We start from the raw sequence: 15,552 nt of genomic DNA on the forward strand, positions 1-15,552 counted from the left end.
CCAGTAGTATTCTTCCTATGCCAGACCAGTTTCCATCCTATCTACAGAGAATTTACGAGTCAGAATCACGGCGGGTGCTCGCTACCCTGATTCGATTGCTCGGAGATTTCGACTTGGCAGAGGAGGCCCTGCACGAGGCCTTCACGGCAGCACTTTCGCAGTGGCCCAGCGAGGGCATCCCCGACAATCCACGGGCGTGGCTGGTTTCCGCTGGGCGATTCAAGGCTATTGACCAATTGCGCCGCAAAGCGCGATTCGACATTTCTTTCGAGGAAATTGCAGAGCAGCTGGAGGCAGAGCTGGCCACAGAGGATGAAGAGGTACACGGAATTGAGGATGACCGGCTGCGTCTTATCTTTACCTGCTGCCACCCCAGCCTCGCGCCGGAGGCGCAACTGGCCCTAACCTTGCGCGAAGTCTGCGGCCTCACTACCGAAGAGATCGCCAGAGCCTTTCTAACCGCAACGCCGACGCTCGCCCAGCGCATCGTACGCGCCAAAGCCAAAATTCGTGACGCCCAAATCCCCTTTGAAGTGCCGGAAGGGGACCAGTTACCGGAACGGCACGATAGCGTGTTGCAGGCTATCTACCTGATCTTCAACGAGGGTTATTCCGCATCTGCAGGGGACGAACTGATTCGCCAGGATCTTGCCGCAGAAGCTATCCGGCTCGCGCGGCTGCTATGCCAGCTGCTACCTGATCCCGAATCCAAGGGGTTACTGGCACTGTTACTCCTGCAAGACGCGCGACGCACTGCCCGGGTCTCCGCAGATGGCGACCTGGTTCTCCTGGAGCAGCAGGATCGTTCGCTATGGGATCGACAGCAAATCAGCGAAGGTGCAGCCCTCGTGCTGGGAGCTCTGCAGAGCCGTCGCTTCGGGCCCTATACCCTGCAGGCCGCCATTGCCGCGGTGCACTCGGAGGCGGAGACCATGGAGGATACCGACTGGCCTCAGATTGTTGGTCTTTACCGCGCGCTGCTGGAGCGGAACCCCTCTCCGGTAATCGAGCTCAATGCCGCAGTGGCCGTGGCAATGCGTGATGGACCCGAACAGGGCCTGGCACTGATTGACGACCTGCTTGCGCGCGGCACACTTGAGGATTACCACCTGATCCATGCAGCGCGGGCAGACCTGCTCCGCCGCCTCGGTGATACGGCGCAGGCGCGTGCCGCTTACCAGCGTACCCTTGCATTGTCGCAGCAAGGGCCGGAACAGCGATTCCTCACGCGCCGCTTGAGTGAAATTGACGCCAATTGATACACCGAAAAAATAATTTAAAAAAATTTCAGTCCCTGTCGAATACCCCCGCTCCCGTTCGACTAACCCATGACATAGCCACAATTGCAGTCATCAAAGGAGAATACGATGAAGTACCTGGCACTGGTGTACTACGACGAGAAATTGATGGAACAAAAGTCCCAAGAGGAGTGGGATGTCCTTAATCAGGAGTGCATTTCCTGTGTGGAAGATCTGAGCGAAAGCGGTCATTACATTACCGGCAGCCCGCTGATGCCCACCAGTTCCGCCACCACCGTGCGTGTGCGGGACAAGCGTACCACCGTGACCGATGGTCCTTTCGCGGAAACCAAGGAGCAGCTGGCCGGCTTTTATATGTTGGAAGCGAAAGACCTCAACGAAGCCATTGCCCTTGCCGGGAAGATTCCACCGGCGCGCTATGGCTCGATAGAAGTGCGCCCCGCACGAGATTTAGTGGAGCACGGTCAACCATCCATGGCTTATGTGGATCGCCCAGTAGAGCCAGAAATCATCCAGTAGCTCTTAATGCAGGAGACAGTCTCCTGCACACAACATTACTGAATCGAAAGTAATATAGGGAATAAACATGAAACATTTTCTCGCCATGTACCTCGGCGTTCCAAACTCAATGAAGGGGTGGGAAGACCTGTCGGAAGATCAGCGTCAGCAACGTATTCAGGAGGGTATGGCCGCCTGGGGTGGCTGGATGACAAAGCACAGTGACATTCTGGTTGCCGAAGGTGGCCCACTGGGCAAAACTAAGCGCATCGATGCCAGTGGCGTTAGCGACACCAGTAACGAAATGACTGGTTATGTCATCGTAAAAGCTGACAGTCATGAGGCGGCGGCGAAGTTGTTTGAAAATCACCCGCACTTCAGTATTTTCCCTGGTGATTGTGTTGAGGTGATGGAGTGTATGCCGATCCCGACATCGTGATCCGGTAGACCCTCCTGACAACGGATAAAATAACTAACAGCAATGGAGAACGACAATGCAAGCTGGAGTGACTTTTTACACTAACCCCCAATCCCGCGGCCGCATTGTGCGCTGGATGCTGGAAGAGGTGGGTGCGCCCTATAAGACCGAGGTGCTCGCATACGAAGACAGTATGAAGTCCCCCGCCTACCTCAAGATTAACCCCATGGGAAAAGTGCCGGCTATCGTGCATCGCGGTCAAGTGGTCACCGAATGCGCTGCCATCTGCGCGTACCTGGCCGATGCTTTTCCACAAGCCGGGTTGGCGCCACAGCCTGACGAGCGTGCCAGCTATTACCGCTGGCTGTTTTTTGCCGCCGGGCCACTGGAGGCCGCTATCACCGATACCAAGGTTCTTCAGGTCGAAGTTGATGCCGAGAAACAGAAAATGGTTGGCTACGGTAGCTATGCGGCGGTGCTCGATAATCTCTCCGCGTGGTTCAAGGAGCATGACTACGTAACTGGTGAGCGCTTTACCGCGGCAGACGTGTACGTGGGTGCTCAAATGGCCTGGGGATTGGAGTTTGGTACTATTGAAAAACGTCAGGAATTTGTCGACTACGTACAACGTGTAACCAGTCGCGAAACCTATCGTCGTGCCACGGAAAAAGATGATGCGCTGATGGAAAAAGCGTAAGCAAAAAAGGGATGCCCCGAGTCTCTTCGGGGCATTTGGGCAACTGACCTCGCGCTATAGCGGTTGTTAATTCTCAGGGCGCCGCCAGCGAAGCCATATCAATCACAAACCGATAGCGAACATCCGAGCGCTTGAGCCGCTCCAGTGCATCGTTCACTTGATCAATCTTGATAATCTCGCACTCCGGCAGGATGTTTTTCTTGGCGCAGAAGTCGATCAGTTCCTGGGTCTCGGCAATACCGCCGATGGCCGAGCCGACGATACAGCGACGGCCCATGACGACCGGCTCGCTGTCTAACTCCTCAATGGGGCCTATCTGCCCTACGAGCACCAAGCCGCCGTTGATGTCCAGCAGTCGCAGATAGGGTGTGAGGTCATGCTTGACCGGGATGGTGTCGATAATCAGGTCGAAGGAGGATTGCGCGGATTCCATCGCCGCATCGTCGCTGGAGACGAGTAAACCATCGGCGCCCAGGTCCAGCGCGTCGGCCTCCTTGTCCTCGGTGCGGCTGAGTACGGTGACATCCGCACCAAGCCCTACGGCGAGCTTTACCGCCATATGCCCGAGCCCACCGAGGCCGATCACACCCACTTGGCTGCCGGGGCCTATGTTCCAGTGGCGCAGGGGCGAATAGGTGGTAATGCCGGCGCACAGCAGTGGCGCCGCGCGGGAGAGGTCTAACCCTTCCGGTATGCGCAGTACAAACTCTTCCCGGCATACCAGGTGCTTGGAGTAGCCGCCCTGGGTCGTTTCGCCGTTAATGCGGTCGCGGCCAGCGTAGGTGAGGGTCATGCCCTCGCGGCAGAATTGCTCCTCGCCGTGGTGGCACTGGTCGCATTCCTGGCAGGAATCCACCATACAGCCCACGGCCACGGTGTCGCCTTTTTTAAACTGGGTGACGTCGCTGCCCACATCAGTAACGCGGCCGACAATCTCGTGGCCGGGCACCATCGGGAAGATGCCCCAGCCCCAGTCGTCCTGCACCTGGTGAATGTCGGTAAAGCAGATGCCGCAATACAGAACCTCCATGGCGACGTCATTGGGGCGAAGGTCGCGGCGCTCAAATTCCCAGGGGGCAAGAGTGTCGCCGGCGGATTGCGCGGCGTAACCGATGGTTTTCATGGTGGGCTCCGGAGTTTTGGCAATGTGGGGCGCGGTGGCCATACCGAGTGTAGGTAAGCCACCGCACAACGGCGGCCATTGCCGCGCAATTTTTTGCCTTGCCGGAGGTGGTGATGACTGTGGTAGTGGCAGTTTGAGGAGACGGTTTGCGGTGTGCTGCTCTATGGTCTGGCTGGGCCAGCAGGCAATCGTCTCTGCCAGATCTGTCCCTAGTGGAGTGTGCGACAACCCGCGTAATACTGGCGCGGGTTGCCTGCATTGGATGTGCCTATTCGACGGTTACCTTGGTAAAGAAGCGTCTCTGTACTCCGTTTCCATCCCGTTCCTCAGGCTTAACCGTGTAAAGAAAGTAGTCGTTGCCATTCCACAGGATTTCTCCTCTATCGGTGAATACAAACACACTGTCCGGGAAGTCTTCGCTTCGCGCCAGCTCGAAATCATTGTTGAACTGTCTGAACTGAGCCGTATACCGCCGCGTGGTGGAGTTGTACTCGGAGCCCGCATTGATAATGCCATCTTGTGTCCAGACAACTTTGATGCGGCCTGCGGAAGAAACAAGACCATCAATGGTGCTAACAAGTTGTTGCGAAGCGATGTCAAATATCTCGCCGGTCCTGCTGTCTAACGCAAGCGTGCCATCCGGGGAAAGCACGAGTGGGGAAGAGCCAGACAGATAGGTAGCATTATCGAACTTTTCAAGCAGAAGCGTCGCCCGGTCCAGGGTGTAGCCCTTTTCTACATACCTTGAAGCGCTGTTGGACTGATACTGGTAGCTGGCTTCCAGTTCCTGGGTAGCGGACTCCACCGGGTTGAAGGCGCTATCGAAAACCTCAACATAGTGAATGGCGTCTGCACCGGTGTAACTGCTGCGGACCAGATACTCGCCCTCAAACTCCAGCCCGGTGAGCCAGTCGTAAAGTGGCGCGGTCAGGCTCGCCTGCTTTGGCTGGGGGTCAACTTCGGACAGGTCGAAGTACTGTACCTCGTTGTCGGGAAATATAATGACTGCGCGATTCAGGGTGTCCGAATACACCAGGCGGAACGGATCTTGAGAGTCGCTCAGGGTCTTGCTGAGTGTGAGCGGTGCCAGGAAGGTTTCCGTATTCATATCCCAGCGGATGAGCTGACCCACTACCGGGCTGCAGGAATCCCAGTAACAGGTATTCCAGAAATAGGCGACCCCCTGCTGATCGACAAAGTTCGCCATGCTCGCGATCAGCTCGATATAGCAGCGGTTCCCGGTGCCTTCCGATGCGAGGGCGCAATTGCGGTTCTCGGGGAAGCTGTCCTGGCCGTCGTCCACGCTGTCGTTGTCGTCATCGGTGTCGGCTACATCGCCGATACCATCGCCGTCAAAGTCGGTGGATTCCGTTGGGTCCTGCGGGAACAAGTCTCCTTCGTCCACAACGCCATCGTTGTCGTCGTCCGAGTCCTCTTCGTTAATGATGCCGTCATTGTCCGTGTCACGGCTATCGATCACATAAACACCGCCCAACGAGAGTGAGAAGCTATCGCCATCAGGGTCGGTGGCCCGTACATAAACCTGGTAGTCACCGGGTTGTTTGAAGGTCAGTTCAAGTATTCCATAACCGCCGCGCTCAACCCGGGCGAAATCGCTGATGTTTGACGCATCAATATCGGACTCGCTTTTGAACTCGTACATTTCCGGGGCGATACGAAGCACGTCGCCATCGTAATCAGTGAGGTATTTATCGTAAGTGCTGAAATTGACCTTGGCGCCCAAATCCACGCGATTATTGTTGGTAAAGAACGCTCGGTCGTTTTTTTGCGGAGCGCTGTTTTCTGCGGAAAAGAAATCAACCTCGCCATTGGCAATGTCCGCCATGCGTAGTCTTACGCCCAAATCAGAAAAGCTCTGGCCAGAGGTGGAAAAGTAAAGAATTTCCAGATCTTTATCGCTGCTCTCACCCACAAGCTGCATAACCCCGAAGCTTTGCCCAGTGCCGGTAATATTGGACCCCTCGGCAAAGCGGTCGCCAATATTACTCGACTGTTTTTTAAAGGCGGCAACACCATCGGCAAGATTACCCACGCCACCGCTGATATTCAGCGCGTCGGTCAGTGAATAGGGGAATGACATCGGCAGCTGGTAAGTGAAGCTTTCGGACGAATAAAGTTCGCCACTTTCTCCGTCTTCCACCTGGATATTCGAAATAACATTTACACGCCTGGAGTCTTCATCGGTACCCGGTACTTCCACCATGGTGGTTCCGCGGATGAAGCTGGTGCCTTCCGCATCCGTGATGCCCAGATCGGTGAAACTCAGTTCAATATCGTACGCACTCTGGTTGTTGGGCTTGGATGTGGCGATTTCCATAAACCCGTGCATCGTGGTGCCTGCATTGACATAGCAGCCATCGAAGGTGATTTGTTGAAGTGCACCGTCCTCAGAGATCGTATTGGTTACTAGCCCGCCCGCAGGGCAGCCGCTTTCATTGGTGCCGTTGTGGCTGGAAGAAAAAGCGGGTACTCCCATGGGGTTGGTGAAGCTATTGATCAGGTCATTATTGAGCGCAATAAATTCATAACCGATACCAACAAAGGTTGAAACATTCTTCGGCGTAATGTCCGCGGTCGGAGTTACCTCAAAAATGCTCCCTGGCGGGTTGCCTCCTGTGGGAGGGGGCGCGGACGTATTATCGTCGCTGCCACTGCCGCCACCGCCGCAAGCAGAAATTGCAAATACAGAAAGGAACAGGACGTGCTTCGGGGATGGGAGTTTCATGGTGTTATTTTTTTAAGTAACGGTTTGTGAGCTGTATGAGACAAGACGTCAGTGCTTGCCGATGGAAGCTGGTTGTTCGCGGAGCCCCTGTATACCTTGGGCGCCCACCCCGCTCAGTGGTTACCGCTGCTGAGCGTTTGTCGGCGTTTATATCACGCCACCCACCGCGAGGCCTAACGAAGTGCCATGGAAAAATATGCGTTTGCGGAATAGTTTTAAATGCGTTGTAGCGCAGCCTTGATGTGCTGGCGTAACCACGCCTGCAGCGGGTCATCCTTGGTACGATGGTGCCAGATCTGCAGAATATCCACGTCCGGCAGTTTGATCGGACAGGGGTAGGTCACCAGATCGGGTAGGCTGCGGCAGGCCTGTTCTGTCTGCCGCTTACTTTTTGATTGCACCCCAAGGGGTTTTGCTGGAAGGACTGCGTGACTGACTGTCAGCCGCCGGTTTGGCTGATTTTTCCGGCCGGCCCGGTTTATTGACCTTCTTGTTCCCTTTCCCGCCCTTCGGCGAAAAACTCAGGTTGGACGCCGGCAGATCCTTGACCACTGGAAACTCCTCGATCGTCACCCGCTCAATGATCTTGCCAAGCCGGCGTTCCACCGCGCACAGACGTTTGAAATCGTCCTTGGATACCAGTGACACCGCCTCGCCGGAAGCACCCGCGCGGCCGGTGCGGCCGATGCGGTGGATATACTCATCGGCATCGTCGGGCATATCGTAGTTGACCACGCGCTCCAGCTCGTCGATATCAATACCGCGGGCGGCAACGCCGGTGGCCACCAGTATATTGATCTCGCCGGACTTGAAGCCCTCGAGAATCCGCGAGCGCGATGCCTGGCTGCGGCCGCCGTGGATGGATTCCGCCGCAATGCCGCGCTTTTCCAGCTGGCTCACCAGCTTCGCAGCACCGTGCTGGGTGCGGATAAAGATCAATGCCTGGGTCCAGTGACGATCGTTTATCAGGTGGCTAAGCAGCGCCGACTTGTTGTGTTTGTCCACCGCGATCAGCCACTGGGAAATTTTCGGTGCAGACTGTGTGTTCGCTGCAATGGATACCTCAAACGGATTCTCCACCACGTCCTTCGCCAGCGACCTGACCTGGGGCGACAGGGTCGCGGAAAACAGCAGGCTCTGACGCTGCTCGGGCAGACGCGCAAGGATTTTGTTGAGGTCATCGATAAACCCCATATCCAGCATGCGGTCCGCCTCGTCCATCACCAGCATCTGCAGCTCGTCGAAATAGAGTGCGCGCTGGTGTGCCAGGTCGAGCAGGCGCCCCGGCGTGGCCACCACAATATCCACACCCTCAATCAGCTGCTGCTTCTGCGGTTCCAGATCCACGCCGCCCACCATGCACATGGACACCACCGACAGGTGCTTGCCATACAGCCGGATATTGTCCTCCACCTGCATGCCCAGCTCGCGGGTGGGTACCAGGATCAGCGCGCGAAAGCGCTTCGCTCGCCGCTTGCGTTCACCACTGAGCAAATCCAGCATTGGCAGCACAAAGGCCGCGGTCTTGCCGGTGCCTGTCTGCGCAGTCGCAATTATGTCCCGTCCTTCCAGGATGGCGGGAATCGCCTTGCGCTGGATCTCGGTGGGGGTTGCATACCCTTTCTCTTCAAGGGCTTGCAGGATCGGGGCGCTCAATCCCAGGGGGTGGAATGTCATCTGGACTCTCTAAAGGGGGGTAGCTAGGGGCATTGGCCGGTGAATGGCCAGCGGCTGGTTTCAGCGCGGCATGGTAACAGTAAAGTACAGAGTAGGTGCCGGTTAGATATTAGGCGTTGGGAGCGGTCGCTCCCTTATTCCTTATGCCTTAGGCGTTATGCGCGGTCGGTCCCTGACCGCGGAGGGGAAAATTCCGTTCAGGTAATAGCCCATGTGACGAGTGACAGCACCAGCCCCGCTAGCAGGAACATCAGGCCCTTGAGCATGAGTGATTTCGGGTAGTCGGCTTCCTTGTGAATCAGGGAGTAGGGCAGACCCGTTATCGGTCCGAGAATGAGAGACGACAGCCCCCAAACCCAGCGGTTATTACCCAATGCCGTCAGCGCAGCCATCAGGCCACCGAACCAGAACAGCGTAACGCCGATTACCAGGATGATGAATATCGGTATGGCCAGCCACTGATTGGCTAGAAATACCTTGAGGATTTCCTGTTCCATAATGTTTCCGGGTGAATATTTTGGCGCGATTGTAGCAAGGCCGGACGGAATATAGCGCAGCCAGACTCAGGTTAGGATTTGACGCTTGGCCTTCCCGTCAATGCCGCCTTGATACGCTGGCGCAACCAGGCCCGTAGCGGATCGTCCTGGGTGCGCTGGTGCCAGATCTGCAATATGTCTACATCCGGCAGTTTGACCGGGCAGGGGTAGCTCACCAGGTCTGGCAGGCTGCGGCAGGCCTGTTGGGCCACTGAGTTCAGGCAGGTAATCAGCAGGTCGCTGCCTTCGATGGTGGTGGCGGGAGACAGGAAGCTCGACAGCCCCGCCACAATACGCCGCTGATGTCCGAGCTTGTGCAGCTTCTTATCCACAATACCGTCCAGATCCCCGGTTAGCGTAGTGACCAGATGCCCGCAGGCCAAAAAGGCCTTGAGGTCCAGCCTCTTGTGAATGTGCTGGTTGCTGCGGCTCGCCAGCACACTGAAGCCTTCCTTGTGTACCTTTTGCTGATAGAAGGATGCGGGTAACTGCTCGAAGAAGCCCGCGATGGCGATATCGCAGGCGCCGGTTTCCAGCTCGGTGCGCGGCAGGCGGCCACGGGTGTTGTGGAATACCAGTTGCAGCTTCGGCGCCTGCTCGCTCACCACCGGCAGCAGTTTGGGTAGCAACAACTGTTCGATAAAGTCGGTGCCAAAGATATGCACCCGGTCTTCCCGCAGCAGGAAGCTCTCTTCATCGCAGTAGTCGTAAAAGGATTCCAGCGAGCGCACCAGCGTCTGGATCTGCGGCGCCAGCTGGTGGGCCCGCGGCGTTGGTGTCAGCCCGCGGGGCGCGCGGGCAAACAGGGTGTCGTCAAACTCGTTACGCAGTTTGGCTAGCTTGTGGCTGAGCGCCGGCTGGCTCAGGTTCATGCGCTCCGCGGCCACCGAGGCATTGCGCTCCTCGTACAGCACCTGGAACAGCTTGAGCAGATTCAGGTCCTTATTTCCGATATTCATATTTTGAAAGGCTGTAATTCAATGAATCGAATTATCTTATATCACGATATTCACTAGGATAGCCCCCAATCCGGTAGTAGCCCGCCCGTGCGGTGGTTGTTACCGGCGCAAACTGTCTATTGGAGACCTTACATGAAGAAACTGTTTTCGATCGTTGTGGCGCTACTGGCGTTATCGTCCGCAAGCCTCGCCCTGGCCGCGCCGCGAGTACTGATCGTGGCCACCAGCCACGAGCAAATGGGTGATACCGACGAGAAAACCGGCCTGTGGCTGTCGGAACTGACCCACCCCTACCACGAGCTCAAGAAGGCGGGCTTTGAAGTGGAAATCGCCAGCATCAAGGGCGGCGCCGTGCCGGTGGACGCGCGCAGCCTTGCGGATGATGACGCCATTAACTTTGAATTCATCGCCAGCCCACAAACCCGCAGCCTGCTGGATAACAGCCGCAAGCTCGCGGACGTAAACCCCAAGCGCTACCAGGCCATCCTGTTTGCCGGTGGTCACGGTACCGTGTGGGACTTCCCCAAGAGCCCGGCGGTCAATAGCGTCGCCTCTGCTATTTTCGCCGACGGCGGCTATGTAGCGGCCGTGTGCCATGGCCCGGCGGCATTGCTGAACGTTACCGGCCAGGACGGCAAGCCGATCATTGCCGGCAAGAAGGTCGCGGGCTTCAGCAATGTGGAAGAAAAGGCGGTTGGCCTGGAAGAGGTCGTGCCCTACCTGCTGCAGGACGAACTCATCGCACTGGGCGCCAACTACCAAGAAGGTAAAGCGTGGGAGAGCTTTGTGGTGCAGGACGGCCGCATCATCACCGGTCAGAACCCGCAGTCTGCGGCGGAGCTGGGACGGGTGCTGGCAAAGGCCCTGAACAAGTAAGCGCTACAAACAAAGCAAGAGTTCGTAAACGCAAAGAGCCCGGTGACTGCCTGTGTTGAGAATTGCACAGACAGTCACCGGGCTCTGTTGTTTCTGCGGACGCGTAATGTTGCAGAGGTTCGTTACGCCTCTTTCTGGATATGCGGGCGCAGGAACGTCATATAGTCCGCCTTGCCGAGGGGTATGCCCATTTTGCGCAGCATCGCGTAGGTGGTGGTGATGTGGAAATACAGGTTGGGAATCAGGTAATCGTTCACATACTGGTGCCCCGGTATCTCGCAAAAGGCACCGGGCCCGAGTCCAAGGCGCTTGATCTCGTCCAGCTTGCTGTCGTCCACGTCGATCCCCTCCACCATTGTGCGGGTCTCTTTGATCAGCGCGCGCGCCTCCGCCAGTGTCGCCAGCTCCGGCTTGCGGTTATCCACCGGCTCGCCGGCACACCATTGTGAAAAGCCGCGGGGCTGGTTGCACATAAACACAATCTGCGCGCCAAACGGCAACATATCATCCGCCAGGCGCTCCTGCATCAGCGTGTCGGTATCGGCGACGTGTTTCTCGGCAACGTCCAGGAGATGGTCGAGAACGTCCAGCCGTGACGTAAAAATCCGTTTTATCTCAGTAATTTGCTCGTTGGCCATAATGCTCTCTCAATAAAGGGGGCGCGCTTTGGGCACGCAATAATTGGCAAAACTTTAGCGTATCTAGTGCGCAGCGGGGAATAAACCGTCAGGCACGCATTAACGCCAGATGCAATCCTGTTCGCCGGTGGCCATGGTAACCTGTGGGACTTCCCCGCGAGCCCGCTGGCTCAATAAGCGACAACTTCTCTAATCATTCAATATCTGGCGCGATGTTATCTTGCCGCGCCAGATCTACCAGTTTACTGTGCGGCTCTCTTCCAATCCCAAGCGATGACTGTCGCTAAAAGCATGGAAATCGACGAAGAAAAGCTTGTTGAGCATATCAAGCAGGCATTCCGTAATAAGAAACAGATCAAACCATTCCCTCCGAGACTAACTCGCTTTGAGCGTGTAAAAATCCAACACCATTTTTATGGGCCTCTCATCGGAAAAACGGGGACGGTTATATGGTCCGAGCATCGTATTTCAACAAGACGTGACATACCGACTGACTGGGTGCATTTGATCGAACTGGATCAGCCAATATCCTTCAATGGATCCTGTTGTAAGTTTCCTACCTGTTTTGAGCAAGACCTGACTTCTCTCGCTTCTCATGCCGAGGAGAGAATGTTCCTGGGTTCAAGCTATCAAATAAGTAGCGATCTTGTACTTGATGAGGATATGCAGTTCTTTGATGGAACGTTTCGAACGCCGGGCGAATTCTGGGGCCCAATCGAGGTTTTTAAGTCCGAGGACATTGGATGCCCGAAATTAGAAATACGCCAGTGTCCAAACGGATTAATCGCTATGGTAGGTAGAATGCCTGAAAACCAACCATTGAATCTCTGTACGATCATTGAATGTTTACAGTCACTTTACCCGGGCTCTGATTGGCAACAAGTAAATGGGCCCGATTCAATGATATTAAGTAGTTGAGTGAGGAGATGCGACCGTATATGGGGCGCCTCTTTAATGCATCTCTTGAACCGCTGTATATGCAGTAAAAGTAGAGCAGTTCCAGAAAAGCTTGTCTTGATTTGCATCGCGCGTACTTGAAACACTATGTCGCTCAAGTTAATCACTCCTGCTATCTTCCTCTGCATAACAATGCAAAGGATCGCCCCATGCCCCGCAACCTTACCGCCTCCCTGGCGTTGCTGACCGCACTTTCCATCCCGGCTCTCGGCCTGTTCGGCTGCGACCGCTCCAGTACCCAGTCCGAGCCGAAGCCGCAAACAGAGGCGACATCAAAAGCCCCGGGCCAGCAAGAGGCTAAGCCCGATTTCGCCATCGACTACCAGCAGTTCCAGCTGGATAACGGCCTCAACGTGTTGTTCCACATCGACCGCTCTGACCCCGTGGTGGCGGTGTCGCTGACGGCACATGTCGGTTCCGCACGGGAGAAAGAGGGCCGCACCGGCTTTGCCCATTTGTTCGAGCACCTGCTGTTCCTGGAGTCGGAGAACCTGGGCAAGGGCGGGCTGGATGCGATGAGTGCGCGTATTGGTGGTTCCGGCGCCAATGGCTCGACTTCCCGCGATGTCACCAATTACTACCAGACGGTGCCCAAGGATGCGCTGGAGAAGATGCTGTGGGCGGAGGCGGACAAGCTGGGTTGGTTTATCAATACGGTGACCGATCCGGTGCTGGCGAAAGAGAAGCAGGTGGTGAAGAACGAGAAGCGCCAGGCTGTGGATAACCGCCCCTACGGCCACACCCAGTATGTGATCGATCGCAATCTGTACCCGGAGGGGCACCCCTACAGCTGGCAGGTGATTGGCTCGCTGGAGGATCTGGACAACGCCACCCTGGACGATGTGAAGACCTTCTTCCGTCACTGGTATGTGCCCAACAACGTGACCTTGGTGGTGGCTGGGGATTTTGACCCGAAAGAGGCTAGGGAGCTGGTAGAGAAGTATTTTGGTGAGATCCCCGCGGGGGAGCCCATCGAGCGCGCACCCAAGCAGCAGGTCACCCTGAAGGAAACCAAGCGTCTGTATTACGAGGATAACTTCGCCCGCCAGCCGGAACTGACCATGGCCTGGCCCACGGTGCCGCGCTACAGCGCCGATACTTATCCACTGGCGGTACTGTCGGAGTACCTCTCCGACGGCAAGCGCGCGCCGCTTTACCGAGTGCTGGTGGAAGACGAGCAGCTCACCGCGAATGTATCCATGGGCGCTTACGAGTCCGAGCTGGCGGGGCAAATGCAATTAAAGGTGCAGGCGTTTAGCGGCGGCCATCTGGACGCGGTCTACGCGGGTATCCAGAAGGCCTTTGGCCTGTTCGAGAAAGAGGGCATTACCGAGGAAGACCTGGAGCGAATCAAGGCCGGGCAGGAAGTGGCGTTTTACAACAGCCTCTCCAGCGTGGTGGGCAAGGGCTTCCAGCTGGCCCAGTACCAGATTTACGCGGATGACCCGGGTTATGTGACCAAAGACATCGAGCGGCTACTCGCGGTCACGCAAGAAGACGTTAAGCGGGTGTACGACAAGTACATCAAGGACAAGCCTTATGTGGCGACAAGCTTCGTACCACGCGGTGAAAAGGTGCTGGCATTGTCTGGCTCTACCGCTGCACAAGTGGTGGAAGAGAAGATTATAGAGGGCGCCGAAGCGCAGTTCGATGCGTCTGCCAGTGCAGAGTACGAGAAAACCCCTTCAAAGTTTGACCGCTCCAAAGAGCCGGCCTACGGCGATCCGGCAGAAACCGCGGTGCCGGATGTGTGGCAAGACAAGCTCGAAAACGGGATTAAAGTCTACGGTATCGAAAACAGCGAAGTGCCCACGGTGACCTTCAGCCTGGTGATCAATGGCGGCATGTTGCAGGACAGCATCGACAAGACCGGTGTTGCCGGGCTTACTTCGATGCTAATGGAGCGTGGCACCAAGAACCGCACCCCGGAGGAACTGGAAACCGCAATCCAGAAACTCGGTGCAAGCATCAGCGTGAACGCCGGGCAGGATAGCTTCCGCTTTGATGTCACCACCCTGGCGCGCAACTTCGACAAGGTGTTCGCACTGTTGCAGGAAATGCTGCTGGAGCCACGCTGGGATGAAAAGGAACTGGTACTGGCGAAGAAGAGCGTCACCAGCCAGATCAAGCGCTCGCAAGCCGAGCCCAACGCAATCGCCGGCAAGACCTTCGCGCGCCTGTTGCACGGCAAGGACAGTATTCGCGGTTACAGCGGCCTGGGTACCGAGGAATCCGTGGCGGCAATCACCATGGATGACCTCAAGGCCTACTACAACAAGGCCCTGTCACCCTCAGTGGCCCGCGCTCATGTGGTGGGGGATATTGCGCAGGTAGACTTTATGGCCGCCGCTGCCAAGCTGGCCGAGCAGTGGCCCGCCAAGCCGGTAACCATCCCCAGCCCGAAATCCGAACCCGCCAAGCCGGGTATCTACTTTGTGGATGTGCCGGATTCCAAACAGTCCGTACTGCGTATCGGTCGCCTGGCGATGCCGGCGGTATCGGACGATTACTATCCGGCGGTCTTCACCAACTACATTCTCGGCGGTGGCGGTTTCGCCTCGCGTCTGATGCAGCAACTGCGTGAGGGCAAGGGCTATACCTACGGCATTGGTTCCAGTGTGTCCGGCGGTAAAACCCAGGGTCGCTTCGCCATCGCCAGTGGTGTGCGTGCCAATGTCACCGCGGAGTCGGTGCAGCTGATCAACGATATCCTCGAACAATACGCGCCCACCTATACCGAAGCCGACCTGGAAAACTCCCGCTCCTATCTGGTGCGCGCCAATACCCGCGCCTTCGAGACCGCTCGCGCGAAATTGGGCCTGCTGGAGAACATGAGCGAATACGGCTGGCCCGCCGACTATGTGCGCGAGCGCGAGGCGATCGCCAAGGCGATGACCATTCCCAAGGTGCAGAAGATTGCCGAGGAATATATGCAACCGGAGACCATGATCTGGCTGGTGGTGGGCGATCGCGCCACGCAGCTGGATCCGCTCAAGGCGCTGGAGCTGGGCGATGTTACTTTGATCGATGCGAACGAGGTCGCCAAGCCAAACAATTAACCTAAACCATTCGCTCGAGCGTTCAATGCGGCCCGGCAGTTGTCGGGCCATTGCATCTCTGCAGATTGCCCCCCTCTCCCCGCTTAACCCAGTGCACAATTCTGTAGTG

14 protein-coding genes are annotated in these 15,552 nt (G+C 56.6%); 7 read left to right on the forward strand and 7 right to left on the reverse strand.

Going from position 1 to position 15,552, the window contains the following annotated elements:
* The first annotated feature begins 17 nt into the window (after positions 1-17).
* The 4 genes from LC059_RS10470 to LC059_RS10485 all read left to right on the forward strand — a co-directional run bounded on the left by LC059_RS10470 (position 18) and on the right by LC059_RS10485 (position 2,872).
* Positions 18-1,259, forward strand: a complete 1,242-nt coding sequence (locus tag LC059_RS10470; RefSeq protein ID WP_226703797.1) for an RNA polymerase sigma factor — start codon at positions 18-20, stop codon at positions 1,257-1,259.
* Positions 1,260-1,367: 108 nt separating this feature from the next.
* Complete coding sequence (locus LC059_RS10475) at positions 1,368-1,778, forward strand: YciI family protein (protein WP_226703798.1); 411 nt, start codon at positions 1,368-1,370, stop codon at positions 1,776-1,778.
* 67 nt (positions 1,779-1,845) lie between these two features.
* Positions 1,846-2,196, forward strand: a complete 351-nt coding sequence (locus tag LC059_RS10480; protein ID WP_226703799.1) for a hypothetical protein — start codon at positions 1,846-1,848, stop codon at positions 2,194-2,196.
* Between the two features lie 67 nt (positions 2,197-2,263).
* Complete coding sequence (locus LC059_RS10485) at positions 2,264-2,872, forward strand: glutathione S-transferase family protein (RefSeq protein ID WP_319005096.1); 609 nt, start codon at positions 2,264-2,266, stop codon at positions 2,870-2,872.
* A gap of 73 nt (positions 2,873-2,945) precedes the next feature.
* On the opposite strand, the gene LC059_RS10490 is transcribed toward LC059_RS10485, so the two are convergent.
* From LC059_RS10490 to LC059_RS10515, 6 genes are all read right to left on the reverse strand, one after another.
* Positions 2,946-3,995 (reverse strand): NAD(P)-dependent alcohol dehydrogenase, encoded by a 1,050-nt coding sequence (locus tag LC059_RS10490; protein WP_226703801.1) that lies wholly within the window; start codon positions 3,993-3,995, stop codon positions 2,946-2,948.
* 268 nt (positions 3,996-4,263) lie between these two features.
* Entirely contained in the window at positions 4,264-6,741 is a 2,478-nt protein-coding gene (locus tag LC059_RS10495; RefSeq protein WP_226703802.1) for a hypothetical protein, read from the reverse strand.
* A 215-nt stretch (positions 6,742-6,956) separates the two neighbouring features.
* On the reverse strand, positions 6,957-7,142 hold the full coding sequence (locus tag LC059_RS10500) for a hypothetical protein (protein WP_226703803.1): 186 nt from the start codon (positions 7,140-7,142) through the stop codon (positions 6,957-6,959).
* Positions 7,126-8,418: a DEAD/DEAH box helicase gene (locus LC059_RS10505; RefSeq protein ID WP_226703804.1), complete on the reverse strand. Its 1,293-nt coding sequence runs from the start codon at positions 8,416-8,418 to the stop codon at positions 7,126-7,128. Before LC059_RS10505 ends, LC059_RS10500 begins: the two co-directional genes overlap by 17 nt.
* 197 nt (positions 8,419-8,615) lie before the next feature.
* Positions 8,616-8,915 carry a hypothetical protein gene (locus tag LC059_RS10510; RefSeq protein ID WP_226703805.1) on the reverse strand — a complete coding sequence of 100 codons (300 nt, stop codon included), beginning with the start codon at positions 8,913-8,915 and terminating at the stop codon, positions 8,616-8,618.
* Between the two features lie 71 nt (positions 8,916-8,986).
* Positions 8,987-9,913 carry a LysR family transcriptional regulator gene (locus tag LC059_RS10515; RefSeq protein WP_226703806.1) on the reverse strand — a complete coding sequence of 309 codons (927 nt, stop codon included), beginning with the start codon at positions 9,911-9,913 and terminating at the stop codon, positions 8,987-8,989.
* 132 nt (positions 9,914-10,045) lie between these two features.
* Between LC059_RS10515 and LC059_RS10520 the strand changes: the two genes are divergently transcribed.
* On the forward strand, positions 10,046-10,789 hold the full coding sequence (locus tag LC059_RS10520; protein ID WP_226703807.1) for a type 1 glutamine amidotransferase domain-containing protein: 744 nt from the start codon (positions 10,046-10,048) through the stop codon (positions 10,787-10,789).
* 122 nt (positions 10,790-10,911) lie between these two features.
* Here LC059_RS10520 and LC059_RS10525 read toward each other — a convergent pair whose 3' ends face one another.
* Entirely contained in the window at positions 10,912-11,427 is a 516-nt protein-coding gene (locus LC059_RS10525; protein WP_226703808.1) for a DUF1993 domain-containing protein, read from the reverse strand.
* 291 nt (positions 11,428-11,718) lie between these two features.
* Here LC059_RS10525 and LC059_RS10530 point away from each other — a divergent pair, with 291 nt between their 5' ends.
* Positions 11,719-12,345 (forward strand): hypothetical protein, encoded by a 627-nt coding sequence (locus LC059_RS10530; protein WP_226703809.1) that lies wholly within the window; start codon positions 11,719-11,721, stop codon positions 12,343-12,345.
* A gap of 188 nt (positions 12,346-12,533) precedes the next feature.
* Positions 12,534-15,443 carry a M16 family metallopeptidase gene (locus LC059_RS10535; RefSeq protein WP_226703810.1) on the forward strand — a complete coding sequence of 970 codons (2,910 nt, stop codon included), beginning with the start codon at positions 12,534-12,536 and terminating at the stop codon, positions 15,441-15,443.
* Positions 15,444-15,552: the final 109 nt, after the last annotated feature.

This window comes from Microbulbifer elongatus, from assembly GCF_020524885.1.
Taxonomy (GTDB): Bacteria; Pseudomonadota; Gammaproteobacteria; order Pseudomonadales; family Cellvibrionaceae; genus Microbulbifer; species Microbulbifer elongatus_A.